Raw genomic sequence first — 16,487 nt, forward strand, 5'->3', positions numbered from 1 at the left:
TTGACTTGAGAGATTCAATACAACTCATTTGTCAGTGCAAATGATTAAACTTTGACTGCCTATGACCCATATATCAGTATAATTACAACCAATTGCCCACAAGAACATAAGGTGCCCAAAAATATGGGCGATTTTCTTTAGCTAAAATTGCCAGTTGGGCGCGTTGCAAAGCTTGGGCTTTAGTTACCCCAGCATCCAACTGTCGGTATAATTCACCCATAAACTCGCTAGTAGATTCATCATCTATTGTCCACAAAGTTGCTAGGGTACTGCGTGCGCCCGCCCGCACCGCCACGCCTGCTAATCCCAAAGCAGCTCGTTTGTCTCCCGTAGCAGTTTTACAAGCACTAAGAACGAGTAATTCAATTGTTTCTGGTCGGCTTTCACCCCTAGTTCGTAGTAAATTATCTAATTCTCTAACCTTCAGTAGGTTATCCCACGTGAGAATATAGGTTTGTTCAACATCTGAACTAAATTGCCCGTGAGTTGCTAGATGCACCACTGAAAACGGAGTAGATTGAATTTGCTTTTCCAGATTAATTTCAGTGAAATCCTGATTTAAAAGTTTTTTACTTGTTTTAACTTCAGCCTGGACTTGTTTTAATTCTTGTGTCACATTTGAGAGTTTAGAAAAGGATTGACCTTCAATTAAGCGTTCTTCCTCAACTCCAGCAACTAAAACATTTAGCTGCACGTTTTGTAAAGGTTTGGGATCGATAAGTTGCAAACCAGGGGTCAAAGAAATAGCATACTTTTCTATTAAATACTTCTGCTGTTCTTTGTCGTAGAGAATCGCCATTGGGATATTTCGCAAAGCACCATCTAATACAAATACTAAAGTTTTTATACCTTGGTTTGCTAAATTTGCTTCAATGGGTTTAATTAACCAATCATATAAATGTTGTGAGTACTGCTTAACATCAGGCTCTCGACTAGCAACGGGTAAATCTTTTTGTAGTTGTTCTACAGTTTTTTCTAATATATTTTTAGATATTTTATTAGTATTGCGATAAATTGTATCTTGTCCTGGCAATTTAGTAATAATTTCTAGTCGGTTATCTAAAATAATTGGATAGATAACAGCTGTGGATTTTTCCTTTTCAACTAATTTATCAAGATCAACTCTTGGTAGCAAACAAGGCGAACGAAAGAAGTTATCTAATTCCGCGAGTTGGAGAGATTCAATTACCTGGCGGGCTTGCAGGAGATTGTTTGACTTTTGATTTGTATTTTCCTCCAATTGCAATAGCAAATCAACGTAATCTCGATATACGGGTTCTATGCTCTCACGGAAAGAAAATTGTACGTCAGGATTAATTGCAACTAAATCGTTACGAAGGGATTTAAGGGCATTATAAGCTCGATTATAAGCTGCTGTTGCTGCTGGGATATTAGATTGCTTTTGAAGTATCCGTCCCATCTGCCAATGCCATTGATAAGCAATGTCTTGAGCATCAATAGACTCAGCTTTCACCAAGGCTTGCTGCGTAAGTCCTTTGGCATCAGATAACTGTCCGCTTTGTTCGTACAGTTCGCCAAGAGTACCAAGTGCATAAGATTCGCTTCGTTCATCTTTTAAATTCTTAGCCACTTCTACAGCTTGGGCTAGCATTTTAGCAATATCTTTTGGTTGAATTTCGTTTTGGATGATTTTGCTCAGACTTTGGGCAAAGTTAATCCGGTAGTTAACAGCTGTCCGACTTGGAGGCAAATTGTTTATCTGAGATTGAATTTTGGATAATAATGCTTTTGCTGTGCTAAATTCTTTTTGTTCTACTAATAGTCTTAATAGATTCAGTTGAGCTTGGAGGCGCACAGTAGGTGTTGCAGATGCAATCTGTACCGCCTGTTGATAGTATTGGATTGCTGTTTTAGTGTAATTATCGGCGCTGTTTGAGTTACCTAAATTAACTTGAGCGTATGTTTGAGCGCGGGCTGTGTTACCTAAACTTAGTAAAGCATTACTTTGAGCGATCGCATCTCCCACTTTTCTAGCCACAGAAGAACTTTCTTCTAAAATTTTGTGCGAATCGTTTAAATAACCTAAACTTCGCAGCACATTTCCTAAGCTCTGCAATCCTGTGGCTTTCAGAGAAGAATCTGGTTGTTTTTGAAGAATTCCTTGTACTAAGATTAATGTTTTATGTGCTTGCAAGTAATTTCCCAAAGCTTGCATTGCTTGGGCTTGATTAATCCGATTGCGAATCAGTGCCGATGTATCATCTAATTGTTGATAAATTTTAGCTGCTTCTTGCCAAGTACTCAAGGCGGCTTCAGTTTGTCCCTGTGCTAATTTTAGACCTCCTTGAACATCTAAAGCTTGGGCAAATATTTGCGATTTTTCTTGTGAATAATCGGAATTTTTTAGAGTGTGTAATAATTGAATACTTTGTGCGTGAAGCGAAGCTATCGCATTGCGAATCGCTTCAGTTGCTTCTTGCCATTTTCCGAGTTTTTGGTAGGCTAAAGAAAGATTGCTCAAACTTATAGCTTCGTTCAAGACATCATTATTAGCTTTAAATTCATTAGCTGCTTTTTTTAAAAGTTGTACCGCCTCCATAAACTGTCCCACTTCATAAAGTGCTTGACTTTGTTGCACTAGGCTATAAGTCTGAGTTTGGTTGGCAGTAGACGTTGTTGTTAAAACAGAAAACGGTAGAGTTGTAGATTTTGAGCTATGGGTAACGGCGGTCACATCAGAAGGATTTGAGGTTGCAAACGCCGCCGTAAAATCATTAGATGACTCAAAAAAATGCGGTAAAGATATGCACAGTAATACAGTCAACAATGCTATTAAAAAATGCTTTAAAAGTTTCATGTAACTCTAAAATTTCACTTTAGCTACCATGACATTGAATTGGGTTCTGTCTGGAAGTGCCAGGATTAGCGGTAGATGAATTAGCAGTGAGGACTATTTGCCCTTTGGCATTTAGTACTGCACCTGTGGCTTCAACAATACGTTCGGGAGTGGAGGTTGTTGGTTTAGTGGCAATAGGTGGTAGGGAACGGTTGTGATTGCTGGGTTTGAGAGACACCCAATCTATTTGGGTTGCATCAGGAGTGAGAATGTCTTTGGGGTTGGCTGGTAAACCACCGCGTCCGGCGATCGCAAACTTGCTTTGAGCGTAATTAGGACTATAGCAGCCTTGGGCTATTTCAGTATCAACTGGTATTGTTGGCAATTCAACTAAGCCACTGTTAGGGTCAATCTCAGGTGTATTTAATTCTACAGAACCACCGAGATCGGAACTTGCTCCTGTAGCGGTAATGTCGCTTGTGCTATCAGATGCCACATCTCGGAACTGTATACCAAAGATACCTTGAGCATTTATTCGCACATTCCCCCCACGGAAGTTAGCAGAATTGGCGCTGATATCACTATTTTCAACACCAATGAGAAAATCGGTGTCAATGTTGATGTTGCCGCCGATGACGTTTTCTCCTGTTGCGTTGGTTCTGATGTTGCTATTGCGACTCATGATTAAATTTTCTGAGTTAATGTTAATTGTCGCTTGCTCCTGATTAGGGTCAACTTTAGTACTTTGTGTGTCACCAATAAGTAAGGCGTTCTTGTTTAAACGGATAGAGCGGGCATTTACTGTCATGTTACCTGCGGTTCCTGTTCCCAAACTCTCCACGGTTACTCCAGCTCCATCTTGCACTAGCAACGTATTAGTTTTAATAGTCAAATCTCCCGCATCCCCTGTTGAATCTGGCTGTGCAGAAGCAGCCAAGCCACTGTTCCTATTAATCAGTTGCACGTCTTGGGCATCAACGGTCAAACTCCCCCCATTGCCCTCACCAAATGTAGCAGTATTCACCTGTGCCCCACCTTGCACTAGCAAAGTATTAGTTTTAATAGTTAAATCTCCTGCATCCCCTGTTGAATCTGGCTGTGCAGAAGCAACCAAGCCACTGGCAAACGGACCATTAGCACTTGTACCAATCAGTTGCACGTTTTGGGCATCAACGGTCAAATTTCCCCCTTTGCCTGCACCAAATGTACCAGCGCCCACTTGTGCCCCATCTTTGACTAGCAACGTATTAGTTTTAATAGTCAAATCTCCCGCATCCCCCGTTGAATTTCGCAGTGCGGAAGTACTTAAGCCACTGGTAAACCGACCATCGTCACTTGTACCACCAATCAGTTGCACATCTTGGGCATCAATAGTCAAATTTCCCCCTTTGCCCGCACCAAATGTAACAGTACCGACCTGCGCCCCATCTTTGACTAGTAAAGTATTAGTTTTAATAGTCAAATCTCCCGCATCCCCTGTTAAGTTTAAGTTTGCAGAAGTGGACAAGGCACTGCCCCTATCAATTAGTTGCACATCTTGGGAATCAATAGTCAAATTTCCTCCCTTGCCTGCACCTAATGTACTAGCATCCACTTGTGCCCCATTTTTAACTAGCAAGGTATTAGTTTTAATAGTTAAATTTCCTGCGTCCCCCGTAGAGTTTCGCTGTGCGGAAGCGAACAAGCCACTGAGAACACCATCGACGCTTGTACCAATCAGTTGCACGTTTTGGGCATCAACGGTCAAATTTCCCCCATTGCCCTCACCAAATGTACCAGCACCGACTTGTGCCCCATTTTTAACTAGCAAGGTATTAGTTTTAATAGTTAAATTTCCCCCTTTACCCACACCAGATGTATCAGTAGCGATTTTTGCCCGATCTTGAACTAGCAAGGTATTAGTTTCAACAGTTAAATTTCCTGCGTCTCCTGTTGAGTTTAAGTTTGCGGAAGCGAACAAGCGACCCCTACCAATAAGTTGCACATCTTGGGCATCAATGGTCAAATTTCCCCCCTTGCCTGCACCTAATGTATTAGTATTCACCTCTGCCTCACTAACTTTCAACGTGCTAGCACTGATACTGACATCGCCTGCTTGTCCGTTAGCTCCTGGTTGCACCTGATTAACAATCAAACTCCCAGTGTTAAAATTTGTTGCTCCCGTTGCATTAATATCAATATTTCCTGCCCTACTATTATCAGAACCTAGTCCTCTCCCTATTCCTGCAATCAGTAAACTTCCTGTCATCTCGAAATTTCGGGCATTAATTGTGATACTTCCACCATCACCAGCAATTACGGCTACCCTAGCGCCATTGCTAAGGAAAACATCACTTCTTTCTACACTATCGGGAAATCTCAAACTTAGATTATTACCATCCCCATTCAACCCAACTGTTCCCGCACTTGCTAACCCGCCCAACTCAACTCGCCCACCAAAAGCATACAATCCTCCACCATCCATATTGATATCACCGCCTACCAACAGTAAACTATTGCCATCTGGTACGCGCAAAACTATTGAGTTATTTTCAATCGGCGCAGCAGCAATTTGATTAAATAGTAAGGCGGAAGGATTGACTGTTAGCAAAGATGGAGAAACTTCTGGATTAGTAGCACTAAAAAAACCGCGATCGCCAAATCCAATAGCATTAGCTGTAGTCCCTACAAACGAACCACCAATATTCAGCCTCGCACCTTGCCCAAAAATAATCCCGTTGGGATTTATCAAAAACAAATTAGCTGTACCATTAGCACGAATTAACCCATCAATATTAGAAACTGACCCACCCGTAACCCGACTAATGATATTTTGAATATCTACAGCATTATTAAAGGAAGCAGTGTTGCCAGGAGGCACAGAAAACTCGCCAAAACTGTGAAACAAATTATTTCCTGCTTGCGTTCCTCCAGTAATATTGAAGATATTACCCTCCCTTGTAACGCTGGAATTATTAGGCAAGGTGTTATCTGGGGTAATTTGAGCAAAAACATATTCTTGCCAAGAAGCAATTAACACTCCGCACATCACAAAACTACTACACCAGCATTGCCAATTTTGAGTTATCCCCGACATAACACCTCCAAGAAATTAGTAACTTCACCGTGCGATTAGTTTTATTTTTCCAAGTTGTAATGCTCTACAATTGGCTCCTGAGCAATATCTTTCAAGCCAACTACATTTAATAAATCAACCCAATCTTTATTAATAGTTGCATTCTGCGGATTAGCACGGCGCAGTTGACCTAAATTAGTTAGGGCATCATACCAAATATCATTGGCACTATAGGCAATATACTGCCTTGATTTTGCCATCTTCAATTGGCTATCAAGAGTCTCTGTCATCAGTTGTTTTTGTACAAACCCATCTACATAAAAATTGTCAGATGTTTTTTGCGGGTCGCCACAATAAATATGAAAATACCAGCGATATTTTTTATCTGCTTTTAAGGAAGATTGCGATTCTGATGGCAAACTAATGCTAACAATCCCAGATTTTCCAGAGAGAGTAAGAGGTGTTCGATAGACATTCTTTACATCTTTACCATCTAGCACTTGTAACACGAATTCTCCATAACGCGTGGTTTGTGGCAATTGGGGAACATAAAACCAAAATGTTGGATTCTCTACAACTGTTGATGCTAAAAATGATTCCTCTGCATCGCCAGGTACTAAAGCAGTCAGACGTGTCAGAGAGCTAGGACACTCAGGATTACGCCCAGCCCCTGCTCTGCGCCGACCTGTCGGTGCGCCATTTCTGGGCAATTTCGGTTGGCGAAAAGATTGGAAGTGCGAATTTTTAACAGTGTTTTGAATCGAATCATTCAGCTGTGCTTGCACTGATTGTGAGGAAATTGTTGTACTAAAAATTAGCAGATGAATGACGCAGGTACGTTTAATTATTTTTTTTCTAATCATGGCGAAAATTTAATTGTTTTTTCTTACCAATATGGAAATGCCTAAACCATGAAATTACCATTATTTGGGTAGCTAGTAATGCTAATGCTGGAGGAATAAATGGTATCCATCCAGCAAATGTAAAAATGCCAAAACATAAGCCAAACAATATTAGTAACCCTCCTACCACCGCCAAGCCAAGGTACAGGGGTTTTGAATAATACCATGCTGTAATACCTCCTATTAATGACCATCCCCATATCCAAAGTGCCTCCATCCATCCAGACCACCACCACAACAAAGGTCTGCGGTCTAAAACGGCGCTCAGGATTTGGCTTAGCATCTGCGCTTGTACAAACACTCCCGGTATTTGCTTTTGCTTCGGTTTTGCATTAGAACTAAAAGGTGTTTTCCAAAAATCGTTTGTATTGGTGGGGGCAGAAAGACCAATAAGAATAATGCGGTCTTTGAGTAATTGAACTGATTCTAACGGGATTTTTTCATCTAACACATCTCTCAAACTAATTTGCTCGGCAATTTTTTCTACAGAGGAGAGAGAACGATAATTCAACAATATTTGATAACCCGATGCATCCACTTTTTGATAACCACTAGTGTGTTCGTTGAGTTGCTCAAACACAACGTTACCAATTTGTAAATAACCTTCTTTTGTAACACTTGATATTTTGCCTTCTTTATCTAAATAATGAAGTGCTAGTTGTAGACTAAAAGCGTATTCTGTGGTACACAAAGATTTTGAGGGGGGAGTTAAATGTAAAAGCTGGCGACGAGCAATATCTTCTTCGTCTGCTACAAAATCACTAAAACTCAACCGTTCTCTGGAAACTCCAGGAGGTGGGGGAATTCCATCAGTATCACCATCATCATAAACAGTAGCAACTTTGCATACGAAAAATAGCCGATTATCTTCTTGAAAACGAGTAGCTAAATTTGGATATTTCGGGTCTAGAATACCATCACGATAAATATCTAAACCGATAGTTCTTGGTTGATAGTTATTTAATTTCTCTAATAGTTGAGCGAGGGCTTGGTCAGATAACGACCATCGCATTTGCATTCCTTTATTAAGTTGGTACTGGATATCTGCTTCATCAATAGTGATAATTAAAATCCGTTCGTCAGGTTGTTCCGTGAGAAGTTGCGATCGCAATTGCATAAAATGGTCAAAAGCCTGTAATTCTGACGTTTGCAGATAACCCCAATACCGCACTCCCATCACTAAACTTGTTACCAACAAGCTTGTCAGCAATATTGCCATTCCACTCTTGAGAGCAAACATTTTTCGGTGCGCCTGCCAAGTCATTGGCACTACCGCAGGATGTTCGCTAATCACTGGCAACCAACTTGCACCTGGATATTCCTTTTCTATTCCTTTAAGCCTTTGTCTGGCAGTGCGAACCGCAGCATATATAGATTGTCCTGATGAAAAAACCTCCAGAAAATGCTTTAAAAATTTTTGAGCTACGAAGTCTGGCACTGGTTCTCGCATGACAATAATTTGCGGAATCTGTAAATCTTGTAGCTCTCGCGCTAATCCTAATCCATCACAAGAGTTAAAAATCGCTAGTTGTAAACCATTGGCGACAGCATTTCTCAGGTCATGTCTGAGTTCATCAATTGTTAATTTATCTGTCTTATTAATATAGATACAACCAGTATCACCTTCGCTTTTGGTATGACCTGCAAAAAATAAAATATTCCAAGGTTGTTTCCACAATTTATCGTTGATGTCTGAATATTGAGGTTCTACTAAAAAAGTTGTAGCGGCATTAGGTAATTTCTCTAGTAACTGGCGGTCTTGCTCCACATCAATACCGTCACTATGGCCTAAAATTGCCAAAATTCTGATTTTATTTCTCCAGTTATACGTCCGCAATGCAGCTGTTACTCGTTCTGATTCTGGAATACTGAGAACAACTTCAGCTTTGAGGTAATCTCTATCTATCAAATCCCACAAATGCCAGGGAAGTTTCTTGAGTTGCAAACAATGAGTACGAATCAACACCCGTATTTCTTCATCTGGCATCAGATGTTTGAGCCATTTTTCCCGCACGGGACGAAAAGATTCTGACAGCAACCATTTATTCAGATGCTCCTGCACCTCACTAGCTTTTGTGTCGTACTCCTTACGTCGCTGGGAGATAGAACCATCGTAAATAATTTTTTTTGCTTTGATGCGGGTAAATTTCCACAAACTGCGATAGTTCAACTGCCACTGGTCAATTGCTGTTGCCATATCTAGATTGGAGGGCAGCTTGCCAGTAATTTCTGTAGTGGGGCGTTTGCCTTCTTCTCCAATTTCCAGCGTTACATGCACGCCTAAGTGCAAATCGCCATCTAGCTTCAGCACAACTAATTTTCTCATTGGCAGTACCCCTGCTGTTGCTATTAACAAATGGCAAAATTTTCTGTAATGCTGATATCTCCCAGAGCTAGTTTAACGCTGAAACGTTCTCCCATCTCACAACTAAATTCCAATTGAATATTTTTATTGCTGCTTCTAGCTTGAGCTTCCATCACAGATGCACCCTCAAAATCTAGTATCATTAGATGGAGATTTGGTGGCAGATAATCTTCTCCGTTTGTCGGATGTACTTCTACGATAACGTCCATTTCTTGCTCGTTGTCTGGTGGTAGGGTGACAACTAAAACCACTGCGCGTTGGTGTAGCCCGCCGTAGGCATCGCTCAAAATTTTTCCTAAATCAATCAGCTTACCCCTACTAATAAAAGCGCCATTAGCACTTCTCAAACTCCAAGCTGGATTGATACTTGGAGTCCCTAAAAGAGTTTCAACTTCTTGCCAACCAGATTCAAAAACATTCTCTAACCATTGCTTCAAATTAACTAGATTCTGATTACAGGTCAGCGAATTATTAGCAAGTTGAATTTGAGAAAGTTCTTCTAAATACTCTAATAGTTCATCTAAAGGTTGCAATTGGTTAATGGGTAACAAATCAGTTTCTACCTGCTTGACAAATCCCAGCAACTTTGCTTGTCTAAATGATTTGCCAATCTGCACAGCTACATAGCCAATTCGATTTGACTGTACTTCCGGCGGCACATAAACAAATTGTGTATCTGACAATACTGGGCGACATTCTAATAAACCCAAGTTTTTAAGCGACAAATCAGCGACATCCATCAGTGTCTGTTGAATGACATTCCAACTGTCACTTTTATTCAAGTCTGTCTCAAATCCCATGCAACATAGATAATAGTTTACAAAAGATACAGCCAAAGTATTGAGATAAACTTGTTCGCCTTTTGCTTGCGTGGCTTGTTGTCTGCGTAACTCTTCTGCTCGATGCCTTCCATCCACAGGTATAGGGGCTGAAAATGTTAAAACGTCTATGATTTTGCTCATACTTTTCCTAGCTAATTAGATAATATTAAATATACAAATATTCTTGAAATTTATTGGCAAATTTTTTCAAACAACGTTGGTAAAAATTGTGTAAAGATGTGATTCCAATACCCCATTCTGCTGAAATATCTTTCCAAGAAATGCCAGAACATCTTCTTTGAGCTATGGCTTGAAAATTTGCCTCTGGATGACCTTTGATGTGTTCTTTGCAAAAAATTAACTCTGGATCTGATTCTATACATTCTCTTACTTGTTCAAATAAAGATATGGGTTGATATGAGGGTATATTTTCCCAGTGAGAGTTTTCTAGATTTATTTCATTTTCTTTGCCGATAACTTTGGGGATAGCTTCTGGGAAAAAACGTTTAGTTAATAACATATTTACCCAAGTCATTACTTCGCCCCGTTCTGGGTCATATTTATCAATATTGTTATCTTGACAAAGATAGAAAAAGAAATTTTGTACTGCCTCATCATAGATATCTTCGTAAAGTAGTTGAAATTGGCCTTTATAAGGACGAACAAGCTTACCTGACTGCCAAATAGCATTTATCAGACGTGTTAGAGCTATCCGCTTTTCCTTGGTTAGGTGTGTGTATTGTTGGGCTGCGATCGCTAATTCTTTAAGTTGTACATCTAGTTGTTTTCTCCAATCATTAGTCATAAAAGACCTCGAATCAGAACGCACCAAGTTGCGAATTCATATATATCTCATGGATTGATTGCAACTTTTACACAAACCAGCCACAATTGTTACAAAACTTTGTGCTTAAGCATTGAACTGAGGACTGGGAAGATTTGGCTCGGCGCAACACCAGATTCTTTCTTTGGTGTTTACGCTGACCTCCTTTCAAGTTCGATAGTAAGTTAAATTCCTCTTTGGTGGAGGTATGAGCCACTAGAATTAGCTGGACTAATCCCCAGCCTTACATTTTTGCTCGATAAAACTCGGTAGTTTCTCTTCAACCACAGTCAAATACGATCGCTTCAGTTCCCCCAAGTGCTTCAGCACAGCACTTGGGGCATCTTCTAAATTCTCATATTCCCGTAACCTACTGATGCGTAGGCTAGCAAGAACCGCAGGCATCGCAAATCACCTGCATCTGCTGACATTCTGACTCCAGCTACTTCAATGGTTCAATGGCTTAAAGTGGTCAATTCTGACAGTGTATTTCCCATACCAAAAAAACAAAAGATTAGCTGGTAGTATTTATGTAACATACTATCACCACATAATACCTCTATGCGAATTGAACCATACGAAGATAGCAAACTTGATACCATCAAAAGTCTTTCGCTTCGGGCATGGAGTCCGGTCTTTGATTCGATTCAAAAAGCGATGGATATTGAGGTGTACCATTCATTTTACCCTGATGGTTGGCGTGTAACCCACCTTAATGCTGTGGAGTCCGTCTGTACTACAGCAGACATGAAGGTGTGGGTTGCAATCGACTCTGCTGATTCAACCGTGGGCTTTGTAGCTGTGAAGCTCCATTCAGAGAGTTGTATGGGAGAAATCTACATGATTGCTGTTGATCCAAATTATCAACGTCTTGGTATTGGAGCCGCTCTGGTCGAGTTTGCTCTTAATTGGATGAAAGCTGCTGGTATGTCCGTTGCTATGGTCGAAACCGGAGGCGATCCTGGCCATGCACCAGCACGTTGTACTTATGAAAAGCTGGGTTTCGGATTGTTACCAATTGCAAGGTACTTTAAGAAGCTGTGAAGTTCACCATTCCAAACCAACCGCACAGTGTAAGATTTAACTCTTATTCTTCTGCTCTCCTGTTTGTTACATACTTATAAATTTTTCTACCGACTTACCTATCTTCCAATACTCAACCTTTATCCCTGATTCCTCAATTGCAAATTAGCAAGGATGATCGCACGCGATTGGTTTAAGGGAAGACAAGTGAGCTAAAAAGCTTACTGTATAAGCTTCATAGCCCTTAAACTTCACTGATAATATGCCTGCTTATTGCAAATGAAACCGACCAGTTCCTCGACCCATGCTTGACACTCATGCAAAGCTTCTATCCAATTAAAATCGTATGAACCATTTAGCTATTGATATGGAGATAGTGACCAAGAGATTTCTGCTGCGTGATTTCGTTGAGTTAGATAGATCGTCATTCCTAAACTATCAAGCCGATCCACGCAGTCAAATATTTTCTCAAAGGGGCGAAGCTAGTCCCGAAAATTCAGCACGTTTGTTTGAGACATTTTGCACATGGGCTTCTGAGCAGCCTCGACTTAACTACCAGCTTGCGATTGTCCAACGGCGTGAACCTTACGCGCTTGTCGGTTGCTGCGGATTACGGGGAAGGGGGTATGATGCAGGTGAAATGGAACTGGGGATTGAACTTGCACCTGACTATTAGGGGCGATATGCCTACGCGATCAAGGTTGGACGCGCCCTGCTCGACTTCGGATTTAGGAAACTCAGGCTAGACGTGATCTCTGGTTTCACAGTCAGTGCAAATGTGCGGGTCGCTCGGTTGGCATGGTGGATGGGAGCAGAAATAGTTACCATCCGTCCAGGTTCCACATGGATGTCCAAACGAGGTTGGAGCGAGGTCAATTGGCGAATCACAAGAGCGCAGTGGAGCAATTGCTCAAAGTAAGTTTTTATGCTTACAAGTTGCACAATAATAGTAAGTTATTGTCGTCTCAGATATTAACCCCCAACACTTGCAATATCTTCTTAATCCCCGCTTTTTCTTGCTCCATCTGCTAAACGCGCTTCAGTAAACTGAGGATGCGATCGCTCTTCCTGAGCTAGTTCTGTTATTATTTTCAGGATTGAACATATTTCAGAATTGTCTGAATATTTTCATTTAAAGGATGAACTGCATCTATTGTCAGGTGTTCTCCTTCATCATCTGTCCAAACTTCACTCTTCAAACGCATTCGTTCTACATGGCTCCAACTAACAGTGTCATGCCAACCTGGAATACCACGCTTACGCCCTTCGACTCGTCTACGATGTAGCTCCATATCTGAGCAAATTGTTTCAATTCCATAAAACCCTGCACTACATGATTGCGCTAAATCCTGCCAGCGTTTTCTTTGTGCCACTGTATTAGCAGGAGTGTCTAAAATAGCCGATTGTCCTAACATTAGTTGTCTTTGGATTAGCATTGTCAGCAGTGCTTCAGCAGTCGTAACGTAAAATCCCTCTTGTTGGACACGCAACTGTGATCGCAGCATTGCCCCTAGTATCCAGTCTAGAGAGAATACAGGGATATGCAATATCCGTGCAATTTCTTCTGATAGGGTACTTTTCCCAGTGCCCGGAATACCAGAAAATAGAATTAGTTTCATCTATTCATAGTTAACAGAATCATAGGCTGCTCCCAGACTAGCAGGCAAGAAGCAGTAATCTAAAGAATTGCTACTCACGAAGATTCTAATAAATCTGGGTAATCTCGTTCCCATATTCCAACTCCACAACACTCAATAATTTCTCTTCCACAGCAGTAAGATAAGGCCGATTTACCTTCCCTAACGACTGCAACAGACTTTTGACAGTCTCCTCCAGCGAATCGGAATACACTCGACTGATGCGATCGCTGATTAATTGCATCTGCTCACACTCGACAGGCAAGTATTCGTAAGATTTCAAATGTTGCAACCCAACGGCGTACTCGCCATCCCACATTCTCACCCTGCAACTAAAGTCATTCACTGCACTGACAATCGCCCAGCACCCGCCCTTGCCCCTGAGTTCCGGGTTGTCTTTGACAAGGATTTGGCAGACAGGATTAATCTCAATTATGAGAATTTTCTACTGTGCGTTTATCTGCTTGTATCCAAGTAATTTAGCAATTGTTGCTTCTACTTATTCACACGGGAGCAAAACGATCGCGTCCAATGTGAACTTCCCACTCCACAACTCTAGCAGAGTCCGCCAGCATACCATCTCGCACACGAGGACTGCTGTTTACAACAGCTTGAGCCTGTTCAAGATTATCTGCCTGGATTACCCAAAGCCCAGTTCCATCATGGGGAAAAAATGGCCCACAGCACAGTAGTGTTCCTTTCTCATGTTGCTCATTAAACCAAGCGAGTTGGTTTTGGTCATGCTCTGGGTGAGCCAATTTATAATCGTAATACTCTGGAACGGTTGCAACCACAACGGCAAAAAGTTTAGACATAATGCTCTGGTTGGTGATTTGAGATGATGTTCAGATTGTATGACCCAAGAAATACTTCTGGAACGCCAGTGTAGGTTCAAAGATCAGGTTAACTCTGCCCTAATTTACAATCCCATATTCTTGTTCAATAAAACCTAATAATTTTTCCTCAAACTCACTCAAATACGGTCGCTTCAGTTCCCCCAGATGCTTCAGCACAGCACGGGCTGCCTCTTCCAGGTTTTCGTTTTCCCGTAATCTACTGATGCGATCAGCTACGCTGGGCGCTTGCGCCATCGCAAATTACCTGCATCTGCTGACATTCCGACTCCAGGTAATTCAGTGGCTTCAGGTGGTCAATTCTCACAGTGTACTCCCCATCCCACATTGTGACTGTACAACTGACCTCGCCCACATGGTTGACTATGCCCCAGCATCCACCTTTACCTCTGAGTTCTGGGTTGTCTTTTGCAAGAATTTGACAGACTTCGCCTAACTGGTAGGTGTTTGGTACTCTAGTTCGCTCAAGAATGCGCTGCACCACATCCTTCACAATCCTACCACTTGGAACTTTACCACCGGCAACCTCAACTGCCTTCTGCCAAGCTTCTCTTTGCACTTCTGGCTCTAAAGAAGCCAAAGGGCGTACTTGACGTTCATTATTTGGCAGAATTTGTAAACCATTGGTTAACATTTTTGGAGTCTGTAATTCATCCGTAGCTTTTTCCTCTTTTTGTAAACCATTGGTTAACAAATTGTCCATGACTGTCGCTGCGGCAATCTTGTAGCTGGCTGCTATCCGCGTGTAACCAAACCTTTGCTTGCAATATTCTTCAAAGGTTTTATGCGTAGAGCGATATAATCCAATACGGTTCAGTTAAGGCTATGCAGTGCTTGAAACAACAAACACAGGAGGATTGGTTATTGTTCCAGTACCTCTGTGTTTAACCTTTTTCGAGCGAAATTTTGATACAGGCTTTTTCACAACCCTTGGGTTGTTTCTATGAACCCTTTCAGGTAAAAGTTGGTCAAGAATCTCCACTGTTAACCAACTAAAAAAAAGGGAAGTTCTTGTGGTTGTAATCGCTGGAATTTGGGAAGGGCGCGACGAACAACTCGTAATGTTCCTGTGAAACTTACACGTAAGGGTGAAATATTTGCGTTGCTTGCAGCTTGAAAAATTAACAACCGGATAGCCCAATGTCCTAATAACAAACCGTAAACTTCTTGCACCACCTCTTGTGGCTTTTGAGAACGAATATGAGTTTTTCGTCCTAGAAGATGTACTTTGAGTTCGTCAATCGTATTCTCGACTTCCCAACGTTGATGGTACTCGCTTGCAAGTAACTCGGCTGGGAATTTTTCAATGTCCAATAAGCTCGTAATTAAACGATATTTGATTTGTTCTTCTGGATTATCAGGATTCTCAATTGTGTACTCGATAACTCGTACTTGTATTGGTTCAAAACCTTTTTTTCTCAATTTCCCAGATGGATACATATAACTTAAATATGAACCATCGCCTAAAGCTTCTTCATTTAAAAATTTAACATTGGCAGGAATTCTTCCTAAATAATCACAACCCTTACTTACTGTTGCTTGTACCATCGCGTAGGAATGCAAGCCCCTATCCCACATTAACAACATGGAGGATGTTACCGAGCGTAATAATTTTAGTGACCTCACTCGCTCTCCAATCTTATATGGGCACATTAATGCATCAAAAATTAAATGTGTCCCTGCCTCTACTAAAATAACTAATCTAACTTTGGGAAATGCTGCTCGTGTACCAGGACGACTACCAGGACGACCAAAAACCCTTGCATTTTCATCACTATCTGGGATATCTAAGCAAGTTCCATCAATCACTACAATTCGTAGCCCGTTTAGAAAACCTCCAATTGTTTCGCTGTTTGCCATTGGTTGCACCAAGCGATGAAACAATTGCGTCATTACCCCCGCACCTAGTCGCTGTCTGGCTTGAGTAATAGCTGATTTACACGGGATACGCCAATATTTACCAACTTTTACCCATGCCTCTGAAAGACCATCAATGAGATTTTTTAGTACATCTCGCATTGAATCTCTCGACCACAGGCTCATTTCTATTATTAGACAAATGACTAGATGTCCTGGTAACGAACGATGGCGTTCCTCTTCTACTTTAGTTTTAGCGTAGGCGTAGCCCGCCGTAGGCATCGCTTGTTCGATTGAACTTACTGGGATAGCGACCTCTATCGCTTTGAATATCTCCGTACTTTGTATCTTAG

16 protein-coding genes are annotated in these 16,487 nt (G+C 41.3%); 2 read left to right on the forward strand and 14 right to left on the reverse strand.

Annotated elements, in window-relative coordinates; translation table 11 throughout:
• Window positions 1-82: 82 nt before the first annotated feature.
• The 7 genes from G1O98_RS02820 to G1O98_RS38695 all read right to left on the reverse strand — a co-directional run bounded on the left by G1O98_RS02820 (window position 83) and on the right by G1O98_RS38695 (window position 11,168).
• Window positions 83-2,818 carry a CHAT domain-containing protein gene (locus G1O98_RS02820; RefSeq protein ID WP_163927078.1) on the reverse strand — a complete coding sequence of 912 codons (2,736 nt, stop codon included), beginning with the start codon at window positions 2,816-2,818 and terminating at the stop codon, window positions 83-85.
• 19 nt (window positions 2,819-2,837) lie between these two features.
• Window positions 2,838-5,873, reverse strand: coding sequence for an S-layer family protein (locus G1O98_RS02825; protein ID WP_163927080.1), 3,036 nt, complete (start codon window positions 5,871-5,873; stop codon window positions 2,838-2,840).
• A 41-nt stretch (window positions 5,874-5,914) separates the two neighbouring features.
• Window positions 5,915-6,715, reverse strand: coding sequence for a DUF928 domain-containing protein (locus tag G1O98_RS02830; protein WP_163927082.1), 801 nt, complete (start codon window positions 6,713-6,715; stop codon window positions 5,915-5,917).
• Entirely contained in the window at window positions 6,708-9,080 is a 2,373-nt protein-coding gene (locus tag G1O98_RS02835) for a CHASE2 domain-containing protein (RefSeq protein ID WP_163927084.1), read from the reverse strand. Before G1O98_RS02835 ends, G1O98_RS02830 begins: the two co-directional genes overlap by 8 nt.
• Window positions 9,081-9,103: 23 nt before the next feature.
• Complete coding sequence (locus G1O98_RS02840) at window positions 9,104-10,081, reverse strand: DUF1822 family protein (RefSeq protein WP_163927086.1); 978 nt, start codon at window positions 10,079-10,081, stop codon at window positions 9,104-9,106.
• Between the two features lie 25 nt (window positions 10,082-10,106).
• A complete protein-coding gene (locus tag G1O98_RS02845) occupies window positions 10,107-10,745 on the reverse strand; it encodes a sigma-70 family RNA polymerase sigma factor (RefSeq protein ID WP_163927088.1) in 639 nt (212 codons plus the stop codon).
• Window positions 10,746-10,994: 249 nt separating this feature from the next.
• On the reverse strand, window positions 10,995-11,168 hold the full coding sequence (locus G1O98_RS38695) for a hypothetical protein (RefSeq protein ID WP_167306172.1): 174 nt from the start codon (window positions 11,166-11,168) through the stop codon (window positions 10,995-10,997).
• A 156-nt stretch (window positions 11,169-11,324) separates the two neighbouring features.
• Between G1O98_RS38695 and G1O98_RS02850 the strand changes: the two genes are divergently transcribed.
• Window positions 11,325-11,807, forward strand: a complete 483-nt coding sequence (locus G1O98_RS02850) for a GNAT family N-acetyltransferase (protein ID WP_163927090.1) — start codon at window positions 11,325-11,327, stop codon at window positions 11,805-11,807.
• A 325-nt stretch (window positions 11,808-12,132) separates the two neighbouring features.
• Window positions 12,133-12,462, forward strand: coding sequence for a GNAT family N-acetyltransferase (locus tag G1O98_RS39210; RefSeq protein WP_202985777.1), 330 nt, complete (start codon window positions 12,133-12,135; stop codon window positions 12,460-12,462).
• Window positions 12,463-12,473: 11 nt separating this feature from the next.
• On the opposite strand, the gene G1O98_RS39215 is transcribed toward G1O98_RS39210, so the two are convergent.
• The 7 genes from G1O98_RS39215 to G1O98_RS02880 form a co-directional block, all read right to left on the reverse strand.
• On the reverse strand, window positions 12,474-12,728 hold the full coding sequence (locus G1O98_RS39215; RefSeq protein ID WP_202985778.1) for a hypothetical protein: 255 nt from the start codon (window positions 12,726-12,728) through the stop codon (window positions 12,474-12,476).
• Window positions 12,729-12,877: 149 nt separating this feature from the next.
• Window positions 12,878-13,405 (reverse strand): AAA family ATPase, encoded by a 528-nt coding sequence (locus G1O98_RS02860; protein WP_163927092.1) that lies wholly within the window; start codon window positions 13,403-13,405, stop codon window positions 12,878-12,880.
• Window positions 13,406-13,490: 85 nt separating this feature from the next.
• The gene (locus G1O98_RS02865; RefSeq protein ID WP_163927094.1) at window positions 13,491-13,742 is read right to left on the reverse strand and encodes a hypothetical protein; all 252 of its coding nucleotides are present in this window, start codon (window positions 13,740-13,742) and stop codon (window positions 13,491-13,493) included.
• Between the two features lie 184 nt (window positions 13,743-13,926).
• Complete coding sequence (locus G1O98_RS02870; RefSeq protein WP_163927096.1) at window positions 13,927-14,238, reverse strand: YciI family protein; 312 nt, start codon at window positions 14,236-14,238, stop codon at window positions 13,927-13,929.
• Window positions 14,239-14,337: 99 nt separating this feature from the next.
• Window positions 14,338-14,514 (reverse strand): hypothetical protein, encoded by a 177-nt coding sequence (locus G1O98_RS38700; protein ID WP_167306173.1) that lies wholly within the window; start codon window positions 14,512-14,514, stop codon window positions 14,338-14,340.
• Entirely contained in the window at window positions 14,489-14,980 is a 492-nt protein-coding gene (locus tag G1O98_RS02875; RefSeq protein ID WP_163927098.1) for a hypothetical protein, read from the reverse strand. The genes G1O98_RS38700 and G1O98_RS02875 overlap by 26 nt, the downstream gene beginning before the upstream one ends.
• A 281-nt stretch (window positions 14,981-15,261) precedes the next feature.
• Window positions 15,262-16,416, reverse strand: a complete 1,155-nt coding sequence (locus tag G1O98_RS02880) for an IS4 family transposase (RefSeq protein ID WP_163927189.1) — start codon at window positions 16,414-16,416, stop codon at window positions 15,262-15,264.
• Between the last annotated feature and the right edge of the window lie 71 nt (window positions 16,417-16,487).

The sequence above is a fragment of the Nostoc sp. UIC 10630 genome, from assembly GCF_010747425.1.
Taxonomy (GTDB): Bacteria; Cyanobacteriota; Cyanobacteriia; order Cyanobacteriales; family Nostocaceae; genus Nostoc.